Raw genomic sequence first — 307 nt, 5'->3', positions numbered from 1 at the left:
AGGTGCTCGTGCTCCGGGAGCTCGGCGTCGGGCTGGCGGTGATCGGGGACATACTCGACGCGACCGCACCCGGCGGGAGCACCCCGGACGCGGACCCGGCGCGCGTCCAGGCCGGCCGGCTGCGCGAGCACCACGCCGCGCTGCTCGGAGAGCGGGACCGGCTCGACCGGCTCGCCCGCACCGTCGCCGCCACCATCGAGCCCCTGGAATGGGGCACCGACATGCCCGCCGAGGAGATGTACGAGGGCTCCGACCTCCGCCGGTACGAGGCCGAGGCGCGCGAGCGCTGGGGCGACGCGGCCGTGGA

At 76.9% G+C, this 307-nt stretch carries 1 pseudogene; it reads left to right on the top strand.

From position 1 onward, the window contains the following. Positions 1 to 307, top strand: a pseudogene (locus KVT14_RS20220) (hypothetical protein); the annotation flags it as partial.

The organism is Cellulomonas sp. GbtcB1 (assembly GCF_019091725.1).
GTDB lineage: Bacteria > Actinomycetota > Actinomycetes > Actinomycetales > Cellulomonadaceae > Cellulomonas.
This window is presented reverse-complemented; position numbering and strand designations above follow the sequence as displayed.